The sequence below is a fragment of the Flavobacterium sp. genome, assembly GCF_046293665.1.
GTDB lineage: Bacteria > Bacteroidota > Bacteroidia > Flavobacteriales > Flavobacteriaceae > Flavobacterium.
Map to the genome: position 1 here is coordinate 319,928 of NZ_JBKBOL010000002.1, position 22,958 is coordinate 342,885.

22 protein-coding genes and 1 other RNA gene are annotated in these 22,958 nt (G+C 34.7%); 9 read left to right on the forward strand and 14 right to left on the reverse strand.

Annotated elements, in window-relative coordinates:
• Window positions 1-5: 5 nt before the first annotated feature.
• The 4 genes from ACK4R1_RS05855 to ACK4R1_RS05870 all read right to left on the reverse strand — a co-directional run bounded on the left by ACK4R1_RS05855 (window position 6) and on the right by ACK4R1_RS05870 (window position 4,136).
• On the reverse strand, window positions 6-2,471 hold the full coding sequence (locus ACK4R1_RS05855) for a DUF5686 and carboxypeptidase regulatory-like domain-containing protein (RefSeq protein WP_409684605.1): 2,466 nt from the start codon (window positions 2,469-2,471) through the stop codon (window positions 6-8).
• Between the two features lie 228 nt (window positions 2,472-2,699).
• Entirely contained in the window at window positions 2,700-3,071 is a 372-nt protein-coding gene (locus ACK4R1_RS05860; RefSeq protein ID WP_409684606.1) for a GxxExxY protein, read from the reverse strand.
• 43 nt (window positions 3,072-3,114) lie between these two features.
• Complete coding sequence (aroQ, locus tag ACK4R1_RS05865) at window positions 3,115-3,528, reverse strand: type II 3-dehydroquinate dehydratase (protein WP_409684608.1); 414 nt, start codon at window positions 3,526-3,528, stop codon at window positions 3,115-3,117.
• Between the two features lie 71 nt (window positions 3,529-3,599).
• A complete protein-coding gene (locus ACK4R1_RS05870; protein WP_409684610.1) occupies window positions 3,600-4,136 on the reverse strand; it encodes a porin family protein in 537 nt (178 codons plus the stop codon).
• A gap of 298 nt (window positions 4,137-4,434) precedes the next feature.
• Between ACK4R1_RS05870 and ACK4R1_RS05875 the strand changes: the two genes are divergently transcribed.
• The 4 genes from ACK4R1_RS05875 (at window position 4,435) to ACK4R1_RS05890 (ending at window position 7,215) form a co-directional block, all read left to right on the forward strand.
• Window positions 4,435-5,046, forward strand: a complete 612-nt coding sequence (locus ACK4R1_RS05875) for an outer membrane beta-barrel protein (RefSeq protein WP_409684611.1) — start codon at window positions 4,435-4,437, stop codon at window positions 5,044-5,046.
• A 182-nt stretch (window positions 5,047-5,228) separates the two neighbouring features.
• Window positions 5,229-5,762, forward strand: coding sequence for a porin family protein (locus tag ACK4R1_RS05880; protein WP_409684613.1), 534 nt, complete (start codon window positions 5,229-5,231; stop codon window positions 5,760-5,762).
• A 78-nt stretch (window positions 5,763-5,840) separates the two neighbouring features.
• On the forward strand, window positions 5,841-6,740 hold the full coding sequence (gene xerD, locus ACK4R1_RS05885) for a site-specific tyrosine recombinase XerD (protein WP_409684615.1): 900 nt from the start codon (window positions 5,841-5,843) through the stop codon (window positions 6,738-6,740).
• Window positions 6,741-6,804: 64 nt separating this feature from the next.
• Window positions 6,805-7,215: a response regulator gene (locus tag ACK4R1_RS05890; RefSeq protein ID WP_409684617.1), complete on the forward strand. Its 411-nt coding sequence runs from the start codon at window positions 6,805-6,807 to the stop codon at window positions 7,213-7,215.
• A 35-nt stretch (window positions 7,216-7,250) separates the two neighbouring features.
• On the opposite strand, the gene rny is transcribed toward ACK4R1_RS05890, so the two are convergent.
• The 4 genes from rny to ACK4R1_RS05910 form a co-directional block, all read right to left on the reverse strand.
• On the reverse strand, window positions 7,251-8,813 hold the full coding sequence (gene rny, locus ACK4R1_RS05895; protein WP_409684619.1) for a ribonuclease Y: 1,563 nt from the start codon (window positions 8,811-8,813) through the stop codon (window positions 7,251-7,253).
• Between the two features lie 51 nt (window positions 8,814-8,864).
• A non-coding RNA gene (gene ssrS, locus ACK4R1_RS05900) (6S RNA) lies at window positions 8,865-8,972 on the reverse strand.
• A 50-nt stretch (window positions 8,973-9,022) separates the two neighbouring features.
• Window positions 9,023-9,319 carry a cell division protein ZapA gene (locus ACK4R1_RS05905; protein WP_409684621.1) on the reverse strand — a complete coding sequence of 99 codons (297 nt, stop codon included), beginning with the start codon at window positions 9,317-9,319 and terminating at the stop codon, window positions 9,023-9,025.
• Window positions 9,320-9,322: 3 nt separating this feature from the next.
• A complete protein-coding gene (locus ACK4R1_RS05910; protein WP_409684623.1) occupies window positions 9,323-9,613 on the reverse strand; it encodes a hypothetical protein in 291 nt (96 codons plus the stop codon).
• Window positions 9,614-9,803: 190 nt separating this feature from the next.
• Between ACK4R1_RS05910 and ACK4R1_RS05915 the strand changes: the two genes are divergently transcribed.
• From ACK4R1_RS05915 to ACK4R1_RS05925, 3 genes are read left to right on the forward strand one after another with little or no spacing between them, the layout of a single operon-like run.
• A complete protein-coding gene (locus ACK4R1_RS05915; protein ID WP_409684625.1) occupies window positions 9,804-11,501 on the forward strand; it encodes a M23 family metallopeptidase in 1,698 nt (565 codons plus the stop codon).
• 9 nt (window positions 11,502-11,510) lie between these two features.
• Window positions 11,511-13,991 carry a carboxypeptidase-like regulatory domain-containing protein gene (locus ACK4R1_RS05920; RefSeq protein WP_409684627.1) on the forward strand — a complete coding sequence of 827 codons (2,481 nt, stop codon included), beginning with the start codon at window positions 11,511-11,513 and terminating at the stop codon, window positions 13,989-13,991.
• A 37-nt stretch (window positions 13,992-14,028) separates the two neighbouring features.
• On the forward strand, window positions 14,029-14,745 hold the full coding sequence (locus ACK4R1_RS05925; protein WP_409684629.1) for a hypothetical protein: 717 nt from the start codon (window positions 14,029-14,031) through the stop codon (window positions 14,743-14,745).
• A gap of 3 nt (window positions 14,746-14,748) precedes the next feature.
• Here ACK4R1_RS05925 and ACK4R1_RS05930 read toward each other — a convergent pair whose 3' ends face one another.
• The 6 genes from ACK4R1_RS05930 to ACK4R1_RS05955 all read right to left on the reverse strand — a co-directional run bounded on the left by ACK4R1_RS05930 (window position 14,749) and on the right by ACK4R1_RS05955 (window position 21,108).
• Window positions 14,749-15,450: a hypothetical protein gene (locus ACK4R1_RS05930; RefSeq protein WP_409684630.1), complete on the reverse strand. Its 702-nt coding sequence runs from the start codon at window positions 15,448-15,450 to the stop codon at window positions 14,749-14,751.
• A gap of 83 nt (window positions 15,451-15,533) precedes the next feature.
• Entirely contained in the window at window positions 15,534-17,360 is a 1,827-nt protein-coding gene (locus tag ACK4R1_RS05935) for an ABC transporter ATP-binding protein (protein ID WP_409684632.1), read from the reverse strand.
• Window positions 17,360-19,087 (reverse strand): phospho-sugar mutase, encoded by a 1,728-nt coding sequence (locus tag ACK4R1_RS05940; RefSeq protein ID WP_409684634.1) that lies wholly within the window; start codon window positions 19,085-19,087, stop codon window positions 17,360-17,362. Before ACK4R1_RS05940 ends, ACK4R1_RS05935 begins: the two co-directional genes overlap by 1 nt.
• A 4-nt stretch (window positions 19,088-19,091) precedes the next feature.
• Complete coding sequence (locus tag ACK4R1_RS05945; protein ID WP_409684636.1) at window positions 19,092-19,577, reverse strand: ORF6N domain-containing protein; 486 nt, start codon at window positions 19,575-19,577, stop codon at window positions 19,092-19,094.
• A gap of 43 nt (window positions 19,578-19,620) precedes the next feature.
• Entirely contained in the window at window positions 19,621-20,580 is a 960-nt protein-coding gene (locus tag ACK4R1_RS05950; protein WP_409684638.1) for a glycosyltransferase family 2 protein, read from the reverse strand.
• Window positions 20,581-21,108 carry a DUF4199 domain-containing protein gene (locus tag ACK4R1_RS05955; protein WP_409684640.1) on the reverse strand — a complete coding sequence of 176 codons (528 nt, stop codon included), beginning with the start codon at window positions 21,106-21,108 and terminating at the stop codon, window positions 20,581-20,583.
• A gap of 224 nt (window positions 21,109-21,332) precedes the next feature.
• On the opposite strand from ACK4R1_RS05955, the gene ACK4R1_RS05960 reads away from it, so the two are divergent.
• Window positions 21,333-21,584, forward strand: a complete 252-nt coding sequence (locus ACK4R1_RS05960; protein ID WP_121314882.1) for a type B 50S ribosomal protein L31 — start codon at window positions 21,333-21,335, stop codon at window positions 21,582-21,584.
• A gap of 119 nt (window positions 21,585-21,703) precedes the next feature.
• The gene (locus ACK4R1_RS05965; RefSeq protein ID WP_409684642.1) at window positions 21,704-22,879 is read left to right on the forward strand and encodes a GlmU family protein; all 1,176 of its coding nucleotides are present in this window, start codon (window positions 21,704-21,706) and stop codon (window positions 22,877-22,879) included.
• The last annotated feature ends 79 nt before the right edge of the window (window positions 22,880-22,958 follow it).

Below are 22,958 nucleotides of genomic sequence, written 5' to 3' on the forward strand. Positions count from 1 at the left end.
TCAGATTAGAAATTCAAGCCAAACATCACGCCATCGCCTTGATAACCGTTTTGGTAAGTGCGAACATAATCGATTCTTAAAATTCTGAATTTCCCAAAACCTAAATTGCTCAAACCGGCTGAGAATTCTTGGTACGGATTTCTATCCGGAACCGCTAGATTTTTAAATCCTAAAACTAATTTTGACTGCAATTTGTTCAACAAAGGAATTTTATTCATGATAAATCCTTTGTCATTGTATTCCATATGCGTTTCAAAATAACTGTCGTTGGTACTGGCTAAATAGTAGGGTAAAAAGTTAAATTGATTGGTGTATGAACTGCCAAAAACGACATGGGTTTGGTTTCCGTTAAAATGCTGGTAATCTACAAAAGATATTCCTTCGGCATTAAAGAACTTTCCGGCTTTGATGTTGAAGGCTATTTGGCCCTTGTTACCCATCGTTAAATCATAGGTTGTTCTGGCTGAAATTTTATCATAATTGTATTGGCTTTCATTGCTTGCTAATCCTTTTTCGAAGTTTAAAGAAAGTGTCGGGAATTTGTCATTTCCGAGATTGTATTTTCCATCCGGTCGGGTGATGTATTTTTGTCCAAATCGAATTCGCGCACCAACATTTAACTTGACTAAATTGTGTCTGTCAATTGCAGGTGTTGAAAAATCAAAAGGCAATAAGGGATTATTTGAAGTATATAAATCATCATTTTTGATGATAGTGTAATCGGTAGTGTTGAAAAGTGGTTTTCTTTCAGAATATTCAAGTCCCAAGCTCATGTTCAATCCGTTGAACATTTCTCTTGAAAAATTAGCAGCTATATAATTCTTCTCGTACAATTTCATAAAGTTGTTTTTAAAAAATAACGTGCTTATGGAATTAATTAGTTTAGAAATAGGTTCTTCTCGATTGAACTGATTCACCGAATTTCCGCCAAAAACAGAAAGATAAGATTTTGATTTGTTGCTCAATTTAGACGAGAAATAGGCTGTTGGTCTAAACTTTTCATCTGAAAAGCCATACGCCAAAGACGAACCAAATTGGTAATAAGTATTTTTATCTTCGTTTCTTTTGAAGTAAGACAAGCCGATACTGGTATTGTAGCCTTGAACGGTGTTGAAAGAAGTATTTAACATTGGTCCGTTGTAGTTTATTGACCATTTTTTATAAGAATTGGAATAGCTATAACCATTCAAAATGTCCATCAAGCGGAATTTATTTTTTTTGGCATCGATAGAATCCAAGTATACTTTTGATTTCTTCTTTTCCTGAAGCGAATCTTTTTTGAGGTAATCGGTAGTTTCTTCTGAAGTCAATGGTACCGGACGAATGGTGTTCCAAAAAGCATCATCTTTTTTATTGGCATTTTCCTCAAATCGAATGACTTCTGCGGTGAAGGTTTTCTTTTCAAATTTTTCCGTAAATTCAAAATTGGAAAACACATAGGTAAATCTACCCGAGATATTCACGCCAAACATTCCGGCATCAAAATCTAAAGTTTGGGTGTTTTTAGCCCATATTTTTGAGGTATTGTTGTAGCTAAAACTTTGTTTCAAAGCCAAGGTGTTTAAAGCCGGATTTTGAATTTGCTTACCCGTAAAACTTACATCAACGGCATAAATCGCATAAGTATCATCAACAATATAAATGTAGCCCGACATTACCGGTTCGGTTTCTCTGCGAGGAATGATTTTAATTTTGTTAATCTGTTGTCGGTTTTCAGTAAAAAACGAACCTTCAAATTGGTATTTGTAATAGTTGAAAGCATTGTCAGCAATGGGTGACACTACATTGGCATCAAACTCTAAATAATTTTCATAAAAATCGAAATTGGCTGATGAAGCATCGTTAAAACTAAAACCATTGTCATTGCCGCTAACTTTAGAAGCCAAAATGACTTCTTTCATTTTATCTGGTTTTTGGAAAGTAACTTTGGAGACGGTTTCGGATAAATACAAAATGCCGCTTCTTGTTGAGTCGATTACCTCGTCAAAAAAATCGAGTTTTTGTCCTAAGATAGTTTTGGGTAAATTTTTAACCCTAAAAATGCCTCGTGAATAAAAATCGGCTGTGTACTTTGCTGTTTTGGCTGAATTTTCTTTTTTACTCTTGATAGCGTTCCGAATGATTTCATTGGCCGGATTGTCTTTTGGATTAATGACAACCTCGTTTAGAATGAAGTTTTCCTCAATCATTACAATGTCTAAAACAATAGGTGTTTTATCAATGCTTACGGTTTTTTTGTTGGTTTTATACCCTAAATATTGAAAAATAATGGTGTGTTGATTTCCGGCAGTTTTAAGATTTAATTCAAATTGCCCTTGATCATTACTCGTGGTTCCGTTATAGGTATTTTCTTCGAAGATGTTTACAAAAGGCAGTGGATTTCCTTTTTCATCGGTGATTTTGCCTTTGATTTGAGATAAAGCAATTGTGGTAAGGAATAAGAATAGGGCAGAGAGTAGTTTTTTTTTCATGGTTTTATTTGTTACACAGAGATTCGCAGAGTTTTAAGAGATTCACAGAGGTTTATATTCTAAATCTTTTTTAGCATTTTTGAGTGCTTTAATGTCAAGTCCAATAACTTTTTTAGTTACTAGATAGATTTACATTTCTCTCAGTGTATCTCCATTTTTCTTTGTGAATCTCTGTGGAATTTTATAATTACACAGAGATTCAAAGAGTTTTAAGAGATTCACAGAGGTTTATATTCGGAATCTTTTTATTCCTTGTTTTAGCATTTTTGTATTAAAGTTTATAAGTAAGCCTGTCGAATAATTCCCTAATTTCATGTAAGTAAGGATTTGTGCAAAATGTACATCGGTAAAAACTTCAACAGTTTTGAGTTCTATAACTAATTTGTTTTCAATTAATAAATCAATTCTATAGCCTTGCTCTAATTTTATTTCTTTGTAGACTAATGGTAATGCTTTTTCGCATTCAACAATAATTCCGGATTTTTTAATTTCATAAAACAAACATTCTTTATAAGCCGATTCAAGTAATCCAGGTCCAAGTTGTCTATGTACTTCAATAGCAAGTCCAATAATTTTCTCAGTTAGTAGATTAATTTCCATTTTTCTCAGTGTATCTCTTTTTTCTTTGTGAATCTCAGTGAAACTATAAAAAAGATTGTAAAGCCAATTCGTAACTTTTTAAACCGAAACCAATAATAATTCCTTTTGCATTTGGAGAAATAAAAGATTGATGACGAAAAGTTTCTCGAGCAAATGTATTAGAAATGTGTACTTCGATTACCGGCGTTGTGATAGCTTTAACAGCATCGCCAATTCCAACAGAAGTATGGGTGTACGCTGCGGCATTGAGAATGATACCGTCATAAGTAAATCCAACAGCCTGAATTTTATCGATTAGTTCACCTTCAATGTTGCTTTGAAAATAGCTTAATTCAAGTGTATGATATTTGCTTTTTAAAGTTTCAAAAAAAGATTCAAATGTCTCATTTCCGTATACTTCAGGCTCGCGTTTCCCTAGTAAATTAAGATTAGGACCGTTGATGATGGCTATTTTCATGGAGAGAATTTTAGTAAAAATAAAAAACCGTTGCTGAATGGGCAACGGTTTTATGGTAAAGTTATATATTTTTAAAATTTAAAGCCAACGGAGAGTTGAATAACCCTATTGGTAACCTCAGCATTTCTGGAGGCTTCGGTCAATCCTGCGATGTAACGTGCTTGAAGAAAGAAGTTGTCGGTGATGTTGTAACCTAATCCACCGGCTATGCCAAAATCAAATGTTTCTCCTTCAAATTGTTCTTCAACATTTTCATTGACTAAGAATGAAAATTGTGGACCGGCTTCAAAACTCAATTTGTTTTTGGTTAAGTAAAATTTAGCCAATACCGGAACGGTGATGTAGTTGTAATTAATGTCATCAAAGGCATCGCTGTCAATTTTTGTGCCTTGAGAAGAATATACTAATTCTGGTTGGATAGCCAAGTTTTCTAATAGCTTTAATTCTACTACAGCGCCAAAGTGAAAACTGGTGTAAGTAGAACCGCTAACATTATCGCCTTCAAGATTAGAGAAGTTGGCTCCGGCTTTTAAACCGAACTTTACCATTTGAGCATTTACAGTACTAATGCTCATTAGCAGAAATAATAAACCAATTGCTTTTTTCATAAACAGATTAATTAAAGTGAAACATGTGTTTATAATATACTTTTTAATATAACGGAATTAATTTAGATTTATTGCACCTGTATTTTTGAGCGATGAAACAAAGATATGGCAAAAATGAGGGCTGCTTTTTATTTGATGGTTTTTTAGCTAAATATTCATTTTTTAGTTATTTTATTGAAGAACAGCTGTTTTGGTATTTAAAAATGTTAATAACCTTGTTAATAACAACAAAAACCCTAATTATTCCTATTAAACTAAACCAATAACTTTGTTGTATTAATTTTAAAATTAAACAAACATGAAAAAAATTATTTTAACTGTTGCTGCAGTATTCGCTTTTGGGTTTGCTAATGCACAAGACAAAAAAGAAGGTTCAGAAGGATTTTCTAAAGGTGATTTGTACTTATCAGGTACTTTTAACTTCGCAAGTGAAAAAACTGGAGATTTCAAAACAGATCAATTTACAATTGCGCCAGGTTTAGGTTATTTCCTTTCTGAAAACCTTGCTATTGAAGGTTCATTAGCTTATCTTTCAGGTAAAGATGTAGTGGATGTGACAGGAGACGGAGATTTTTTTGAAGTTAAGAATTCTGGTTTTGGAATTAACGCTGGAGTAAAATACTTTTGGACACCGGCGAGTAAATTTTCTCTTTCTGTAGGAGGAAATATTTCTTATGTTTCTGTTAAATCAGAGATTGAAGGATTTGACTCAACATCAAAAATTATAGGTGTTAATGTTCCTGTTGGATTACATTACTTTGTATCTAATAGTTTTGCTATTACTTCTTCTTGGGGAGGTTTTGGTTATTCATCTAACGATAACGGAGGTGATGGAGCTGAAAAAACTACAGGATTTAATTTAGGTCTTGACATGTCAACTATTAATTTTGGTTTAATTTACAAACTGTAATTATAACTGACTTATTCACAAAACCACACTGAAAAGTGTGGTTTTTTTGTTTAATAGCTGATTGTCAATAATGTAAAATATATTTTTATGTTAACAACATTGTTGAAAAGATAGGGCGGGTGTATTTACGAGTGAAAAAGATTACTATAAATTTGTTGTACTAATTTTAAAATTAAACAAACATGAAAAAAGTTTTATTGACTATCGCTGCTGTATTTGCTTTTTCTTTTGCAAATGCACAAGACAAAGGTGGTTCGAGTGACATGAAATTTGGAGTTAAAGCCGGTTACATCAACTCTAATTTCACTGGAGATTTTGAAGGAGATGCTACTTCTGGTTTTTACATCGGAGGTTTAGTAGATTTCGCTATTTCTGAAAAATTCCACGTACAACCTGAATTGTTGTACTCAATGGAAGGTGCTAAAGATGCTGCTGTAAACTTTGTTAGAATTCCAGTTATGGCTAAGTATTATGTAATGGAAGGTTTAAATCTTCAAGCAGGACCACAGTTTGGATTTGTAGCTGGTGGTGATGATATTAAAGATAATTTGAAATCATTAGACTATGGTTTAGGAATTGGTGCCGGTTATGAGTTATCATCTGGTTTGTTCTTTGATGCTAGATATAACTTAGGTTTAGCAGATTTGAATGATACTGATTTAGATGCTAAAATCAATACTACTTCATTCCAAATTGGTTTAGGATACAGATTCTAATCAGTTTAAAAGATTATATTTTTAAAACCTCTCATTAATGAGAGGTTTTTTTTTGCCCATATTTCGTTTATTTGTACCATGAACTGGAGCAACTATATCAAGAGTTTTCAATCTTACTTAAAAATTGAAAGAGGTTTGTCTAAAAATACGGTGGCCAATTATACTTTTGATTTGGAAAGATTGTGTTCTTTCTTAAATGAAAACGGCATCAAAATAGCACCTGAAAAGATCAACGAGGAAGTAGTTCAGCAGTTTATTTATGCCGTCTCTAAAGAGGTTAATGCACGATCGCAAGCCCGAATTATTTCTGGACTGAAAAGCTTTTTCACGTATCTTGTTTTTGAAGATTTTCGCGCCGACAATCCGATGGAATTAATTGAATCACCAAGAATTGGCAGAAAACTGCCGGATACGCTCTCGGTAGAAGATATTGATAATTTAATCGGTGCTATTGATTTATCTTCAGCTGAAGGTGAACGTAATAGAGCCATGCTCGAAACTTTATATGGTTGTGGTTTACGAGTTTCTGAAATAGTATCTTTGAAAATATCTGATTTATTTTTTGAAGAAGGTTTTATCAAAATTACTGGGAAAGGTAACAAGCAACGATTTGTTCCAATAGCCGAGTCTACACAGAAATATATCAAAATTTATAGAGAATCTACAAGAAATCACATGGTTGTAACCAAAGGTTTTGAAGATACGTTATTCTTAAATCGAAGGGGAAAACAGCTAACCCGCGCTATGGTTTTTACGATTATTAAATCGTTGGCGGTCAAAATAAATTTGGGAAAAACCATTAGTCCGCACACATTGAGGCATTCTTTTGCTACACATTTACTTCAAAATGGAGCTGATTTGCGATCAATTCAAATGATGCTCGGACACGAGTCAATTACGACTACAGAAATCTATGTTCACTTGGATAGAAAACATTTAACACAAATAATTAATACATTTCATCCGAGAAAAAAGTAGTTTATCGGATTTATTGTTTAATTTTGTACGGTCAAAAACAATAATCCCCAAATCTGTTTTTAAAATGAAATTCAACAACCTATTTGTTGTGGATGATGATAAGGTACACCACTTTATCATCAAAAAGCTACTTGAAAAAAATAGTATCCAAGTCAATCCGTCTTTTTTTGAGAATGGTTTTGATGCTTTGTGCGCATTAAACGAAAGATTGAATACTGAAGAAAATCTCCCTGATTTAATTTTATTAGACATTAACATGCCGGTTCTTGATGGTTGGCAGTTTATGGAAGAATTGAAAGATTTACCAAATGAGATTTTAGATCGAATAACCTTATATATAGTTAGTTCATCAGAAGATTATTTTAATACAGATAAGCTTGAACAATTTAAGTGTTTAATTGAAGGTTATATTGTAAAACCTATGACTAGCGAAACAATTCTGAATATATTCCAACAAAAAAAAGCAACTTTGTAGTTGCTTTTTTTTATATTTTAAAATCATATTTTTAATTATTTTGCAATATTTACCGCTCTAGTTTCTCTGATTACGGTAATTTTAACTTGCCCAGGATAAGTCATCTCGGTTTGAATTTTTTGGGATATTTCAAATGATAGATTAGAAGCCATATCATCGCTAACTTTTTCACTTTCTACAATTACACGTAATTCACGACCGGCTTGAATAGCATAAGCATTTTTAACGCCGTTAAAGCCAAAGGCAATATTTTCTAAGTCTTTCAATCTTTGGATATAAGAATCCAGTACTTGACGTCTTGCGCCGGGTCTTGCACCTGAAATAGCATCACACACCTGAATGATAGGTGAGATTAAATATTTCATTTCTATCTCATCATGGTGCGCTCCAATAGCGTTACAAACTTCTTCTTTTTCACCAAATTTTTCAGCCCATTGCATTCCTAATAGCGCGTGAGGTAAATCACTTTCGGTATCCGGCACTTTTCCGATATCGTGTAATAAACCGGCACGTTTGGCCAATTTTACATTCAATCCTAATTCGGCCGCCATGATACCACAAAGTTTGGCGACTTCACGCGAGTGTTGTAATAAATTTTGTCCGTAAGATGAACGGTATTTCATTCGACCCACCACTTTAATCAATTCTGGATGTAAGCCGTGAATACCTAAGTCGATTACTGTACGTTTTCCTACTTCAATAATTTCGTCGTCAATTTGTTTTGTAGTTTTAGCCACCACTTCTTCAATTCTCGCCGGGTGAATTCTACCGTCGGTTACCAATTTGTGTAATGACAAACGAGCGATTTCTCTTCTCACCGGATCAAAACAAGAAAGGATGATTGCTTCCGGAGTATCGTCAACGATGATTTCAACACCGGTAGCGGCTTCTAAAGCACGGATATTTCTTCCTTCACGACCAATGATTCTTCCTTTTACATCATCCGATTCGATATTGAAAACAGAAACACAATTTTCAACTGCTTCTTCTGTTCCAACTCTTTGGATAGTGTTGATGATTACTTTTTTAGCTTCTTGTTGTGCAGTTAATTTTGCTTCTTCAATGGTATCTTGAATGTGCGACATTGCTTTGGTTTTAGCCTCTGCTTTTAAGCTTTCTACCAATTGCTCACGAGCATCTTCGGCGGATAGCCCTGAAATTACTTCCAATTGCTCTACTTGGCTTTTGTGCAGTTTTTCAAGCTCTTGTTGTTTTTTGTCTAATAACTCAATTTTAGCGTTGTATTCGTTTGTTTTGGCTTCGTAATCGTCGTTTACTTTTTTGGCTTTGGCCAATTCGCTAGACACTTGAGATTCTTTGTCACGAGTTCTTTTTTCTACTTCCGCAATTTTTTTGTCTTTGTTTAGAATTTCTTTTTCATGTTCCGATTTTAATTCTAAAAACTTCTCTTTGGCTTGAAGTAATTTGTCTTTTTTGATGTTTTCAGCTTCAACGTTGGCATCTCTTAAGATTGAGGCAGCCTCTTTTTTAGCGTTTTTAATCATATTAGAGACGTTGCTTTTTTCCAAGAATTTTGCAATTCCAAAACCTCCGCCGATTCCTGCGACTAACGCAATTATAATCAATATAGTTTCCATGTTTTTTGTTAGGGTTTATATATAAAAAAAGCCTACATTAGGTGAATGCATAAACTCGTAAGGACAAGTTTTGAGCTAACTCGTTGGTCAAGGATCCACGATAAAAGTGGCATGCTTTAGTAACGATGATTTGCTCATTCTAAATTGTTAGTGTTGAGTTTACCAATTAAAATCTAATGTAGGCGGTATTGTAATTTATGTTAAGAACGTTATTTTTTTTCGAGATAGTCGAACAATAAATCATTAATCTTTTTTAATCTATCCAGAGTTTCTGAACCATCAATGGCGTTGTCAACTTGCTTTTGCTCTACTTGCGAGGCAAATTGTAAAGCGCACATGGCCAATACATCTTGTTTGTCGCGAACTGCATAGTTTTCTTCGAATTGCTTAATCATCGCATCAATTTTTTTGGAAGCACTTCTGAGTCCTTCTTCTTGCGACATATCTACCGTTAACGGATAAACTCTGTCAGCTATTGATAACTTTATTTTAAGCTTATCCTCCATGTTTTAGTCTGACAACTGAGCAATACAGTAATCTATCTCTCTGATTAATGAATTTATTTTAAGCTTGGTATCTCTTTTGTTTTCTTCACCGCCTAATAATGAATTGGCCATTTTGAGGGATTCACATTCTGATTTCAGTGTTTTGATTTCGTCAGTTTGCTTTTGAATCATAGTTGCAGCTTCTTGTAATTCTGTTCTTAATGCCATAGAATTTTTCTCCAAACTGTCTATTTTCATAAAAAGTTTTTCAATCCTATTTTCAACAGAATCAATTATTTCTGCAATTTCACTCATAAATTACTTTATTCATTACTTACTTTACAAAGTTAGGATTCTATTTTGTTTGCACAATATTTTTGACAATTATTTATTCTTAGATTTTAAATGAAATTATAATATTTTGTTTTTTAAGAAGTTACGAATAAAAAATAGTAATCGTAAATTTTAACTTACTTTTTTGTACCTTAGCTAAAATATCTTTTTCATGAAATGCATTTGGTTTTTTTGTTTTTATGCTGCTTTGCTTTTTGGACAAAATCAGTATCCGAAGGACTATTTTCGTTCTCCTTTGGATATTCCATTGCAACTTTCGGGGAATTTTGGAGAATTAAGACCGAATCATTTTCATTCAGGTTTCGATTTCAAAACCCAAAAAAAGGAAGGTTTCAAGGTTTACGCCGTCGCTGATGGTTATGTTTCTCGTATCAAGATAGCCGAAAACGGATATGGTAAAGCCATTTACATCACTCATCCAAACGGCTACACTTCAGTTTACGGTCATTTGCAATCTGGTTTTGGGGAAGTTGAAAAATTAATTAAAAGAGAACAATACAAAGCCAAATCTTACGAAATTGACTTGGCTTTTTTACCGACTGATTTGTTAATTAAGAAAGATGATATTATAGCCATTTCAGGAAATACAGGCGGTTCTGATGGGCCGCATCTACATTTCGAAATTCGCGATACAAAATCTGAAAAAATCATAAATCCTTTGTGTTTCGGATTTGATTCGGCTATTAAAGATACGAAAAAACCAATTTTGAATAGTTTATTTGTTTATCCACTTGATAAAAATTCAGTGGTTAATCAATCAAAAAGACCAATTGCAGTCAGCATCTCACAACAAGCTGACGGAAGTTTTATAGCGGAGAAAGTGATGGCCAATGGAAAAATTGGATTCGGAATTACAGCCATCGACTATGATGATGTCTCTTGGAACGCTAACGGTATTTTTAGCGTGCAAACTTTTTTAAATGGAACAAACGATTTTAGTTATAAGTTCGATACTTTCGCTTTTGACGAAACCCGATACATCAATGCGTTAATTGATTACAGCCGATACAAAAAGTTAGGACAACGTGTTCAAAAACTATTTGTTGAAAATCCATTTCCGCTGAGCATAATTCAATCCGGTAAAAGCAACGGAATTATTACCGTCAATGCTAATTTCACTCAAAATTACAAAATAGAGATTGCCGATTTTAATGAAAATACGACCAAGATTTTTATTCCAATCGAATATTCGGTCTTGACGCCCAAAGTTGATGAAGTGCCAATTACGTCTAAGTATTTAGTGAAAGCCAATAAAGAAAATGTCTTTTCTATGGAAAATGTGACGGTTTCCATTCCGGCCAATGCATTTCTAAAAGATTTCTACATGGATTTTGAAGTCAAAAATGGTTTGTTGCATTTGCATGATGATTTAGAGCCGGCTTTTGTCAATATGACAATTACTTTTGAAGACAGTATTACGGCAGAAAAAGACAGACAGAAAATGTTTATTGGTTCTACTGACGGTAAAAAAGTCTACTACTACAATACTAAACGCTACAAAAATTCGTTTACTGTTTATTCCAAATATTTGGGAGATTACAAACTGTTCAAAGACAGTATGCCACCGAAAATTAAGATTGATAAAAAAATCGGTGGTCAATGGATTAGCCAGCAAAACGAATTAATATTTACCATTTCTGATGATTTGTCGGGCATCAAAAGCTACGAAGGCACGCTCAACGGCAAATGGATTTTATTAGAATACGAACCCAAAACCAAAAAACTAATTCATCGCTTTTCAGATGGGATAGTAGCGGAAGGAAAAAACGATTTAAAAGTCGTTGTTAAGGATAATGTTGGAAATTCTACTATCTTTGAAACACAATTTTTTAGAAGTCAAAAACCTTAATTTTATAGTTTGAGAACAAATAAATTCTTTTTCACGCTCCTTTTTTTTGCGTTCAGTTGCATCGCTTTTGCCCAACAAAACCCAACAGCTAAAGTCGCCGGAGTCGTACTCGATGAAAACAACAGACCGGTTGAAAACGCCAGCATAAGTTACCAAACCAAAACCGCTACTACCGATAAAAACGGTTTTTATGAAATAACTGTTCCCGCTAACCAAAAAGTGGTATTGGTTTTTACCCATAAAAATTTAAAAAATATAACGGCTACTTTTCAGTTGAAACCAGGTGAAAACTTTGAGTTTCACGTGATGATGAATGATAAAGCAGAACAATTGCAAGATGTGGTAATTACAAGCAGCCGAAGAAGAGTGCAAGGAATAACCTCAATCGAACCTGAAACCATTAGAAAAAACCCCAGTGCAATGCCCGGAGTAGAAAGTGTTATAAAGACTTTTGCCGGTGTAAACGCCAATAATGAATTGAGTTCAGGATACAACGTTCGCGGTGGAAATTATGATGAGAATCTGGTTTATGTGAACGAAATTGAAGTCTATCGTCCGTTCTTAGTTCGTTCCGGACAACAAGAAGGGTTGAGTTTTACCAATACCGATATGGTTCAAAATGTTGACTTTTCTGCCGGTGGATTTCAAGCTAAATATGGCGATAAAATGGCTTCTGTTTTAGACATCACTTACAGAAAGCCAACCAAGTTTGGGATTACAGCGGAAGCCAGTTTCCTAGGAGGAAGTGTTACAGGAGAAGGCATTTCTAAAAACAAAAAATGGTCAGCCATTACCGGAATTCGGTACCGAGACAATTCCCTTTTCGTAAACAGTCAGGAAACACAAACCAATTTCCGACCAACGTTTATGGATGTGCAAACCAATGTGAATTTCAGTCCTAATAAAAGATGGCAGTTCAGTTTCTTAGGAAACGCATCGCAGAACCGGTACAATTATCAGCCTTTGACACGCCAAACTAATTTTGGAACCATAGACGAACCAATTGCCTTGCAAATTTTTTACGATGGACAAGAAAAAGACCGTTACCAAACACTTTTTGGTGCTTTTAAAACCACTTTTACCCAAAATGAAAACAATAATTACAGGTTAATTACTTCAGTTTATCACACTCAGGAACAAGAATATTTCGACATTTATGCCGCATATTTTTTAGGAGAAGTTGATACTAATATCGGTTCCGAAACTTTAGGGGAAATTACCTTTAGCCAAGGCGTAGGAAGTCAGTTGAACCATGCGCGTAACGATTTAGATGCTTTATTTATTAATGCTGAAGTTAAAGGAACGCATTTTATTAATAACAAAAAACACCAAATCGATTGGGGTTTCAAATACACTCGTGAAAATATTCGCGACCGAATAGTAGAATGGGAAGTGATTGACTCAGCCGGTTTTTCCTTAAATCCGCCGGATTTTGATTTGCCAAACGACCAACCTTATAATCCATATACCGGACCATTAGTGCCTTACCAAAATGTGAGAGCGACAAATTTCATCGATATCGACAGACTTTCCGGTTTTGCTCAATGGAATACAAAAGCGAATATTGGCAACAGTCAATTATGGGTTACAGCCGGAACGCGTTTTCACAATTGGACCGTTTCGGGTGATGGCATTTCAAATGCTAAAAGCCAAACGGTTATTAGTCCGAGAGCACAATTGGCCCTAAAACCTGATTGGGATAGCGACATGATTTTCCGATTAGCAGCCGGTTTTTACCATCAACCGCCATTGTATCGCGAATTACGAGACAGAAATGGAATTGTAAATCCGAATGTGAAAGCACAACAATCCATTCATTTTGTGTTGAGTAATGATTATAATTTTAAAATGAATAATCGTCCTTTTAAGTTGGTTAGCGAAGCTTATTATAAAACCATGACAGACGTCAATACTTATACTCTAGAAAATGTTAGGATTCGATACCGTGCCAATAATGATGCGGAAGCTTATGCTTATGGTTTGGATATGAGACTAAACGGTGAATTCGTTCCCGGAACAGAATCGTGGTTGAGTTTTGGGTATATGAAAACAGAGGAAAATCAAAATGACAGGGGTTTTATAGCTCGTCCAACAGACCAAAGATTGAAATTCGGAATCCTATTCCAAGATTATATGCCGAATTTACCGAATATGAAATTGTACTTGAATTTGGTTTACAATACCGGTTTGCCTGGTGGTTCGCCTTCTTATGCTGATGCTTATACTTACCAAACGCGTTTGCGTGATTACCGTCGTGCCGATGTTGGATTCTCCTATGTATTGACCGAAAGAAATAACGAAAGACCAGATGGACATTGGATTAAGAAATTCCAGGATTTATCGATTGGTTTTGAAATCTTCAACTTGTTCAACAATCAAAATGCCATTACTAATACTTGGGTGAGAGATGTGTATACCAAAAATCAATACGGTATTCCAAACTATATGACAACGCGTGTTTTCAATGTGAAATTGACCGCGAAATTATAGAAATAAATCACTATTTTTGAGTACAAATTATTTCAAAATGAAAAATTACACTTTCTATATTTTCTTAGTTTTAACGTTGTCTTTGGTAAGTTGTAAAAAAGAAGAAGCGCCAAAACCCAAAGTGATTTACCAAGAAACTTCAAAAGCTAAAAACGAAGTTCCGGAAGACACGACTTTAATTGAAATCGCCGATTTGCCTATTAATATGGAAGGAACCAATTTTTTAATCTTTCCAATCGGAACGGTTTCCAGTGACAAAAAAGGTATAAAATCTTCTTATGATTCTAATACCGGATATACGGTTTCTAATTATGGGGAATACCAAATCACCGGTTATTTGCAAAATTTGAAGTTTCAAGAAATAGGGCAGGACACTATTTATAGTTTAACCGATAAAAATGTGTTGATTGAAACAGCGACTTATTTAAAAAATATAGCAGACAAAACCAAAAAACAGATAATGGTTTTTACTTTGGCAGATTTAGATACCAATAAAGACAATAAAGTAAATAATAATGATATTAAATCACTTTATTTAAGTGATGTTTCCGGAAAAAACTTTACTAAAGTCTCCACAGATTTTCAAGAATTGATTGATTGGAATGTCATAGATTCCAGAAACAGATTGTATTTTAGAGCCATTGAAGACACTAATAAAAACGGAGCATTCGATAAAGAAGACAAACTTCATTATTACTTCGTGAATCTTTTGGACAAAGAATGGAAAGCTACAGAAATTAATCCGTTACCTTAATTATTAGATTAAAATATCACTTTCTAAATCAGATTTTTCAATCTCGAAGTCAAAGCCTAATTTGGAAACCAATTCAATCACCAACTTTTTATACCAGTTTTCAGATTTGGGATGAATGTAGATTTTTTCAATCATTTGGTTGATATCGACATTTATTTTTAAACCTTCATTGATCTTCAAATCGTTTTCTGATAAATCTGAAATCACTCTGACTTCCCTTTCGTATTGAAAACTTTTTCGCTTAAATAAAAAAGGAAAGAACATATCATCAAACGGAATATATTCCTTTTTGTAATCGATATAATTGACTTCGCCGATAAATTGTTTGTAATTTTTTTCGGCTTCCAAAGCTTTTTGTAAACGACCAATCGTTGACTGAATCGCTAAACCTTCGCTGTTTTGGGTAAAAATTTGCCACATCGCAAACGATTCGTATTCGTTGATGTGCCAACTGCTAACGACGACTTTTTCGCGATGAGACTTGTAATAGGCTAAAAATTCAGGATTGTTTTCAGATAATTTTTTGATTTCTTCATAAGTAGGCTCGCTGAATGTACCTTCATATTGGTCTTCAAATTTATCCGAACGCGACATGAATAATTGATCTGAGAGCAATAAATCCAGAAATTTTGACAAGTCCAAATACTTCCAAATTACCGTATTGGAGTCTTCAGGCAATTTGATATTTGGATTGTTTACGTACATTTTGGAATTATGAATTACGAATTTCAGCTTTAATCTTAAAACTTCTAAAATCTAACAGTCCAATAATCTAATAATCTAACAATCTAATCAAAAGATTGCATCGTTACCAATTTAGAGTAAGTCCCGTTTTTGGCTAAAAGTTCGTCATGTGTTCCTTGTTCTACGATTTCACCTTTTTGCATTACGACTATCATATCCGCTTTTTGAATCGTTGAAAGTCGGTGTGCAATCACTACCGAAGTTCGATTTTGCATCATGTTTTCCAAGGCTTGTTGTACCAATCTTTCGCTTTCGGTATCCAAAGCAGAAGTTGCTTCGTCCAAAATCATAATCGGTGGATTTTTTAAAACCGCACGTGCAATCGACAAACGTTGTTTTTGTCCGCCGGAAAGTTTGTTACCGCTATCGCCGACATTGGCATAAATACCATCAGGTAAATCTTTTACAAATTCATAGGCGTTGGCAATTTTCAAAGCTTCAATGATTTCTTCATCGGTGGCGTCTAATTTGCCCAAAGCAATATTGGCTTTAATCGTATCGTTGAATAGGATAGAATCTTGAGTAACCAATCCCATTAATCCGCGTAGCGAATGTAAATCTATGTCTTTGATATCAACATTGTCTATCGTTATTTTACCTTCATTTACATCATAAAAACGCGTCAGTAAATTGGCAATCGTACTTTTTCCTGAACCGGATTGACCTACTAAGGCAACGGTTTTTCCTTTTGGAACAGTTAAAGAGAAATTCTTCAATACGTTTTCGTCTTCGTATCTGAAATTGATATTTTCTAAAGTAATGCCGCTTTCGAAAGTCGATTTGTTGATGGCGTTTTCTTTGCTTTCAATTGGGTTTTCTTGTTCCAATATTTCTAAGATTCTTTCGGCAGCAGCTTCTCCTTTTTTCACACCGTAACTCGCTTTTGAAATCGCTTTGGCCGGAGTCAGAATATTGTAAGCCAATCCCATGTAGCCAATAAATTTAGCGCCCGAAAGCGTGCCTTCCACTAAAACCATACTTCCGCCATAAACTAGAAGTACCGCAATAATAAGGATTCCCAAGAATTCACTTAAAGGAGAAGAAAGGTTTTGACGGTTTAGAATTTTATTGTTTAAATGGAAAAATCTATCAGTAGAATTGGTGAATTTTCCCTTAAATACTTTCTCACTGTTGAAGCCTTTTATCACTTTTAATCCGCTTAAGGTTTCTTCTATGATTGATAAAAAATACCCTTGTTCAATCGCCGCTCTGTCTGATTTTTTCTTCAAAGATTTACCAACTTTAGAAATAATAAAACCGGATATTGGGATGAATATAAAAACGAATAACGTTAATTTGATACTAATAAAAAACATTGCACCGATGGTAAATAAGATGGTCAAAGGTTCTCGGACAATCAATTCTAAAACCGACAAAAATGAATGCTGAATTTCTAAAACATCCGAAGTCATTCTCGAAATCACATCGCCTTTTCTTTTCTCTGAAAAATAGGAGATAGGCAATTCTACGGATTTTTGATACATCGCATTTCGAATATCTCTCAAAACTCCATTTCTAAGGAAAGTGATGAAATACATCGCCCAATAATTACACAAGTTTTTCAATAAAAACAACGTAATTATCAAAGAAATCATAATTAGCAAAGTGTATTGCGGACCTTCGGTTTGGTTGAAATGAGAAATGTAATATCCCATATAATTTTCAACATAATCGCCAAAATGTTCAATGCCTTCAAAAACCGGTTTCGTCGTGATTTTATTGTCTTCTTTAAAAAGTACGGACAACATCGGAATCAGCGCCACAAAAGAAACTGCGCTAAACAAAGCATAGAAAACATTAAAAAAAATGTTTAGGTAAACGTACTTTTTATACGGACGAATAAAAGGAAATATCTTTTTGATGCTGCTCATTAGTTCAACTGCATTTCTGAAATTATGTTTTGTATTTTAGTGTCCAAATAAGCATCAGCAGCCGGAATTTCTCCCAAGTTTTCGATGGCGGTATTGACACTGAAATAGAATTTGATTTTAGGTTCTGTTCCACTTGGACGTGCACAAATTTTTGAGCCGTCTTCTAAATAATAAATCAACACGTCTGATTTTGGAATCAGCAAACTTTCTGTTTCGCCGGTCAATAAATTTTTTGCAGTCGAATTTTGATAATCTTCTACCATGATGACACGTTGTCCGTTGATTTCAGCTACTGGTTTCTCGCGTAGGTCAATCATCATTTGCTTGATTTCATTGGCGCCTTCGATTCCTTTTTTGGTAATCGAAATTAAGTGTTCTTTGTAAAAACCAAAATCGACATACATCTGCTGTAAATATTGGTAAACCGAGCTGTTATTTTCTTTGGCTTGTGCCGCAATTTCACACATTAATAAAATGGCGCCTACCGCATCTTTATCGCGAACCGCATCGCCTACCATAAAGCCGAAACTTTCTTCACCACCGCCGATGAATTTCAGTTCAGGGAAATCTTTGATAAACTTGGCAATCCATTTGAAACCGGTTAACCCAACTTTGCATTCCACGCCATAAGCCGAAGCCAATTCTAACATCATAGGTGTTGAAACGATAGTCGAACCGATGAATTGTTTGCCGTCAAGCTTGCCTGCTTTTTTCCATTGTTCCAATAAATAGTTGGTCATTACAACCATCGTTTGATTTCCGTTCAGGAGAATCATTTTATTGTTGTTGTCGCGAACGGCAACACCTAAACGATCGCTATCCGGATCAGTTCCAAAAACGATATCGGCGTGTAATTTTTCAGCCAAAGCCAAAGCCATGGTCAACGCTTCCGGTTCTTCAGGATTTGGAGATATTACCGTTGGAAAATCACCATTTGGTTCAGCTTGTTCCGGAACAATATTGACATCGGAATATCCGGCTTTCGCCAAAACACTCGGCACCGATTTTATAGAAGTTCCGTGTAAGGAAGTGTAAACGATTTTTAAATTAGATTTGGCGCTTGCTGATGTGTTAAAACTAGCATTTTCCACAGTAGAATTCACAAAAGCATTGTCAACCTCAATATCGATGTATTCGATTAAATTATTGTTGGCTTCGAATTTGATTTCGCTGTATTTTAAGTTTTCAATGACCTGAATGATTTCTTCATCTTGTGGCGGAACCAATTGTCCACCATCTTGCCAATATACTTTGTAGCCATTGTATTCCGGCGGATTGTGCGAAGCGGTTAGTACAATTCCGGCATGACAGTTTAAATATTTTAAAGCGAATGACAATTCCGGAGTTGGTCTCATTTCTGAAAACAAATACACTTTAATGCCATTAGCCGAGAAAACGTCAGCAACCACTTTTCCTAAAGTGTCGCTATTGTGACGACAATCGTAAGCAATTACGACTTTCAGTTCTTCACCCGGAAAGGATTTTTTTAGATAATCGGAAATACCTTGGGTGTTTTTGCCCAAAGTGTATTTGTTGATGCGATTAGTGCCAACGCCCATAATTCCGCGCATTCCACCGGTTCCGAATTCTAAGTTTTTATAAAAACTCTCTTCCAAGTTTTTGGGAGAAGTCGTCATCATTTCTTTGATTTGGTTCTGAGTGTCAACGTCAAAAGTTGGGGTCAACCATTCGTTTACTTTGTCTAAAATATGTTTTTCGATATGCATGGTATTATTTTTTGTAACCGATTTTGTTTCTCTCGGTTTTATTGTTTGTGTCTTTGTCTACCAGATAATTTAAAGCTTTGTAAATATCGGGAAACTGACTTTCAAATTCTTCTATTCGGGTTTTAAGTTCAGCATAAGATAAAGAAAATTGTCTGATAGTAACAAAAGCTCTAATGATAGAAATGTTTATTTCAATCGCTTTTTCACTATTCAAAACGCTGGAAAGCATTGCGATTCCTTGTTCTGTGAAAGCGAAAGGCATATATCTTACACCTCCGTAACTTGAGGACGAAAATTTAGTCCTCAAGTTTGTGAACTCATTTTCAGTTAATTCGAACATGAAATCTTGAGGAAAACGATTTATGTTTCTTCTAACAGATGCCTTAAGTCGTTTATTTTCAACATTATACAAATCGGCTAAATCAAAATCGAGCATTGCTTTAAATCCTCTAATTTCATAAATTTTATTTTGTATAACTTCTATTTCCATGTTTTTGATTGTTTAAGGTCGCAATTTGCGTCCTCAAGTTTGGTTACAAATTCACTTCGCTTGAAATTTTATAACGCTCTTCATTGTTTTTGGTTCGAAGTATAATTTCGCCTAAAAATCCGGCTAGGAATAATTGAGAACCAATAATCATGGAGGTTAAAGCAATATAGAAAAGAGGATTTTGTGCCACCAAAATAGTTGGTTCGTTAAATACAAATAGCTTCATCAACTTAATTCCGATGATTAAAAAAGTTGAAATAAACCCAATGATGAACATCACCACGCCAAGTGCTCCGAACAAATGCATTGGGCGTTTGCCGTATTTAGAAAGGAACCAAATGGTAATCAAATCCAAGAATCCATTGATAAATCGGCTCATGCCAAATTTAGATTCGCCGTATTTTCGCGCTTGGTGGATGACTACTTTTTCACCTATTTTCCCGAAGCCTGCATTTTTGGCCAAAACCGGAATATAGCGGTGCATTTCTCCCGAAACTTCGATGTTTTTAATCACCACACTTTTGTAAGCTTTCAAGCCGCAGTTGAAATCATTCAAATAAACGCCTGAGGTTTTTCTTGCGGCCCAATTGAATAATTTGGAAGGCAAGTTTTTGGTCACGGCATTATCATAACGCTTCTTTTTCCAGCCCGAAACCAAGTCGAAATTTTGGTTCATCACCATATTGTACAAATCCGGAATTTCATCCGGACTGTCTTGTAAATCGGCATCCATAGTGATTACCACATCGCCTTGCGCTTTCGCAAAACCGGCATGCAAAGCTTGCGATTTTCCGAAGTTTCTCAGGAAGCGAATCCCTTTTACATTGGGGTTTTCTTTCGAAAGATTTTCAATTAATGCCCATGAACTATCGGTGCTTCCATCATCGATGAAAATAACTTCATAGGTGTAATTGTGGGCTGTCATGACTTTGACAATCCATTGGTGTAATTCGGGTAAAGATTCCTGTTCGTTAAGAAGCGGAATTATTATGGATAGATTCATCTATAATCCTTGATTCGATTTTGATTTAAATATGGCGGCTAAAATTAAACCGAAAATGGCTTGAAAAACCAAAACAATAGCCATTCCAAAAAGTAAATTGTCAAGAGAATAATTATCTGTTTCTGCTAACTTTTGCATGGTATCATTGATCGCTGCAGCTGGTGTTCCAAATTTTTGCATCATATCAGCCGTATACTTCATTGTTATTTCTTTGATAGTTTCTTTGGCTTGAGTGTCTATAAAATTGAATAAAACATAATTATAAATAGTTGAAACAAAAGTGCCAATCAGTGCAGCAATGAAATATACCGTGAAGCCTTCTTTGAAAGTCATAGTCCCCATTTGTTTTTTTGTTTTAGACACTAACACAACTCCAATTGTAATAGCTATTGCAAATGATACTAGACCAAGCCACCAACTTGTAAACAATTTCAAGTCAATAACATAAATTGCCGTTGTAAAAAGAACTGAAAAAAGTCCTAGGATAATTCCATAAGTTACGCCGTTTTTCTTAATAATTTCATTCATGGTTTTAGGTTTTAATTAATTAACAAATATAGTAATTCCGCAATTACTTACCAGTAAGTTCAAAACAATTAAAAAAAGTTACAGTTCGCTTTGATTTTTATAAAAAAGTTGTATTTTTGCACTCTCAATTTAAAAAAAGAAATTAATAAAAGTTGTAGCCAGTTTACACCTTTCAAAGTGGAAGCTTCAAAACGAACTACTTCAAAACAATAAAAAGATTTATCATGAAAAAAGGAATCCACCCGGAAAATTACAGATTAGTTGCTTTCAAAGACATGTCAAATGAAGATGTTTTTATCACTAAATCAACAGTAGAAACTAAAGAAACTATCACACATGAAGGTGTTGAATATCCAGTTTTCAAAATGGAGATTTCTAGAACTTCTCACCCTTTTTATACTGGTAAATCTAAACTTATCGATACTGCTGGACGTATTGATAAATTCAAAACAAAATACGCTAAACACGCAAAATAAGCCCCGAACCTTCGGGATTAGAGTTCAAATTTTAGAAAGACCATTCACCAAAGTGAGTGGTTTTTTTATTCAATAAACTTTGTAACTTTGGACTCGCAACTTTATAACCCGAAACTGACATGAACTACATACTTTTTGACGGAACCGTTCGCAATGCCTTACTGCCTTTTACTTTCACACGACCGGTAGCCGATATTCGCGTCGGAATTCTGACTATTCGTGAAAAATGGGAGAAATATTTAGGTTACACAACAACAACTCTAACCGAAGAATACCTTTCTGAAAAGTTTCCAATGGTAGAAATGGAAGAAAACGTAATGATTAACGCTTCTTTTTTGCCCAATGATGTTTTGGCTGAAATGGTCAAAAGTTTAGAAAGTAACCAAGCCATTTTTCAAGGTGAAGAAGTAGTCGCTTTTTTTACCAATGATACGCAAGAAGAGGTTGATTTTGATTCGTATGAAATTATCGAATATAATGAAGAAGGTTTAAAAATTGAACACACTTGGGATATTTTTGCCAAAAATGATGCGGCTTTGCGAGAAGATTTCGAATTAATCACTGAAGACAGAAATTCGCAACCCATTCCTAAAAGTGTCAATGTCATTTCGCCCGAAAATATTTTTATTGAAGAAGGCGCGAAGTTGGAGTTCGTGACTTTAAACGCTTCTACCGGACCAATCTATATCGGAAAAAATGCCGAAATCATGGAAGGTTCTGTTATTCGCGGACCATTTGCTTTGTGCGAATCGGGTAGGGTGAAGTTGGCTTCTAAAGTTTATGGTGCCACGACCATTGGGCCACATTCGGTAATTGGCGGCGAAGTGAGCAACTCGGTTTTAATGGGTTATTCTAATAAAGGTCATGATGGTTTTTTAGGTAATTCAGTTTTAGGGGAATGGTGTAATATTGGTGCCGACAGTAACAATTCGAATCTGAAAAACAATTACGAAGAAGTGCGTTTGTGGAGTTATGAAACGGAAGGTTTTGCTCGAACCGGTTTACAGTTTTGCGGACTAATGATGGGCGATCACAGTAAATGTGGTATCAATACGATGTTCAATACCGGAACGGTGGTTGGCGTTTCGGCTAATATTTTCGGCTCCGGTTTTCCACGTAATTTTGTGCCGAGTTTTTCTTGGGGTGGAAGTTCAGGATTTACTACTTATTTAACTTCTAAAGCTTTTCAAACCGCTAAAATAGTAATGGCAAGACGCCAAGTAGAATTCACTGAAGAAGATGCTAAGATTTTGGAACACGTTTTTGAAATAACGCAGAAATATCGAAAGGAATAGTTTTGATTTGAAAATTTGAAAATTTGCTAATTTGAAAATTAGTTCATCTATATAGTACATTTTCAAATTTTCAAATTGT

Coding starts and splice junctions, on each gene's coding strand:
- ACK4R1_RS05905 (WP_409684621.1), bottom strand. CDS start 9,319: ATGGAGGATAAGCTTAAAATAAAGTTATCAATAGCTGACAGAGTTTAT.
- ACK4R1_RS05935 (WP_409684632.1), bottom strand. CDS start 17,360: ATGAGCAGCATCAAAAAGATATTTCCTTTTATTCGTCCGTATAAAAAG.
- ACK4R1_RS05960 (WP_121314882.1), top strand. CDS start 21,333: ATGAAAAAAGGAATCCACCCGGAAAATTACAGATTAGTTGCTTTCAAA.
- ACK4R1_RS05925 (WP_409684629.1), top strand. CDS start 14,029: ATGAAAAATTACACTTTCTATATTTTCTTAGTTTTAACGTTGTCTTTG.
- aroQ (WP_409684608.1), bottom strand. CDS start 3,528: ATGAAAATAGCCATCATCAACGGTCCTAATCTTAATTTACTAGGGAAA.
- ACK4R1_RS05915 (WP_409684625.1), top strand. CDS start 9,804: ATGAAATGCATTTGGTTTTTTTGTTTTTATGCTGCTTTGCTTTTTGGA.
- ACK4R1_RS05910 (WP_409684623.1), bottom strand. CDS start 9,613: ATGAGTGAAATTGCAGAAATAATTGATTCTGTTGAAAATAGGATTGAA.
- ACK4R1_RS05965 (WP_409684642.1), top strand. CDS start 21,704: ATGAACTACATACTTTTTGACGGAACCGTTCGCAATGCCTTACTGCCT.
- ACK4R1_RS05860 (WP_409684606.1), bottom strand. CDS start 3,071: ATGGAAATTAATCTACTAACTGAGAAAATTATTGGACTTGCTATTGAA.
- ACK4R1_RS05855 (WP_409684605.1), bottom strand. CDS start 2,471: ATGAAAAAAAAACTACTCTCTGCCCTATTCTTATTCCTTACCACAATT.
- ACK4R1_RS05930 (WP_409684630.1), bottom strand. CDS start 15,450: ATGTACGTAAACAATCCAAATATCAAATTGCCTGAAGACTCCAATACG.
- rny (WP_409684619.1), bottom strand. CDS start 8,813: ATGGAAACTATATTGATTATAATTGCGTTAGTCGCAGGAATCGGCGGA.
- ACK4R1_RS05955 (WP_409684640.1), bottom strand. CDS start 21,108: ATGAATGAAATTATTAAGAAAAACGGCGTAACTTATGGAATTATCCTA.
- ACK4R1_RS05870 (WP_409684610.1), bottom strand. CDS start 4,136: ATGAAAAAAGCAATTGGTTTATTATTTCTGCTAATGAGCATTAGTACT.
- ACK4R1_RS05890 (WP_409684617.1), top strand. CDS start 6,805: ATGAAATTCAACAACCTATTTGTTGTGGATGATGATAAGGTACACCAC.
- ACK4R1_RS05945 (WP_409684636.1), bottom strand. CDS start 19,577: ATGGAAATAGAAGTTATACAAAATAAAATTTATGAAATTAGAGGATTT.
- ACK4R1_RS05875 (WP_409684611.1), top strand. CDS start 4,435: ATGAAAAAAATTATTTTAACTGTTGCTGCAGTATTCGCTTTTGGGTTT.
- ACK4R1_RS05950 (WP_409684638.1), bottom strand. CDS start 20,580: ATGAATCTATCCATAATAATTCCGCTTCTTAACGAACAGGAATCTTTA.
- xerD (WP_409684615.1), top strand. CDS start 5,841: ATGAACTGGAGCAACTATATCAAGAGTTTTCAATCTTACTTAAAAATT.
- ACK4R1_RS05880 (WP_409684613.1), top strand. CDS start 5,229: ATGAAAAAAGTTTTATTGACTATCGCTGCTGTATTTGCTTTTTCTTTT.
- ACK4R1_RS05940 (WP_409684634.1), bottom strand. CDS start 19,087: ATGCATATCGAAAAACATATTTTAGACAAAGTAAACGAATGGTTGACC.